Source organism: Streptomyces albus subsp. chlorinus, from assembly GCF_013302895.1.
Taxonomy (GTDB): domain Bacteria; phylum Actinomycetota; class Actinomycetes; order Streptomycetales; family Streptomycetaceae; genus Streptomyces; species Streptomyces chlorinus.
The window spans coordinates 1,274,472-1,274,978 of the sequence record NZ_VJOK01000001.1; the positions used below are offsets into that span (position 1 = coordinate 1,274,472).

1 protein-coding gene is annotated in these 507 nt (G+C 72.0%); it reads right to left on the minus strand.

Annotated elements, in window-relative coordinates:
- Positions 1-43: 43 nt before the first annotated feature.
- Positions 44-507: transglycosylase SLT domain-containing protein (locus FM076_RS33425; protein ID WP_243274323.1), on the minus strand; the 464-nt coding region annotated here is incomplete at its 5' end.

Consider the following 507-nt stretch of genomic DNA (forward strand, 5'->3'; position numbering starts at 1 on the left):
GGGCGGCGTCGGCGCGGAGCGGGCCCGCGTACCGCCCCTCACCTCAGCCCGAGTACTCCCTCAAGTAGCGCTCGACCCGCTCCACATGGGGCCGTACGCGCTCGGGGACGCCGCCGGTCTCGATGACCGTGCGGGAACTGGTGCGGTACCCGGCGGCCATGAGCGCGGGCAGGTTCTCGCGCATGCCCTTCTTCTTGTACTGCTGGTCGAGCCAGCACACGAAGTTCGACATCGCCGCGATGGCGTCGGGCGGCGACATGTAGCTCTTGTCGCCGTCCTTGTCGCCGTCCTGGGCCCAGCTCTTGAAGACCGACGGCGTCCACATGGCGATGCCGTACTCGTCGGTCGCGGGCCGCCGCGCGTCGGCGTCGAACCCGCTCTCCGCCTTCAGCATGGCGGCCAGGAAAGCCGGGGTGACCTCCTCCTCGGCGCACCGGCGGGCCGCGCTCGTGAGGACGGGACGCAGCTTGCGGGGCACGTCGGAGGCCGCGGGGATCGCGCCGGGGA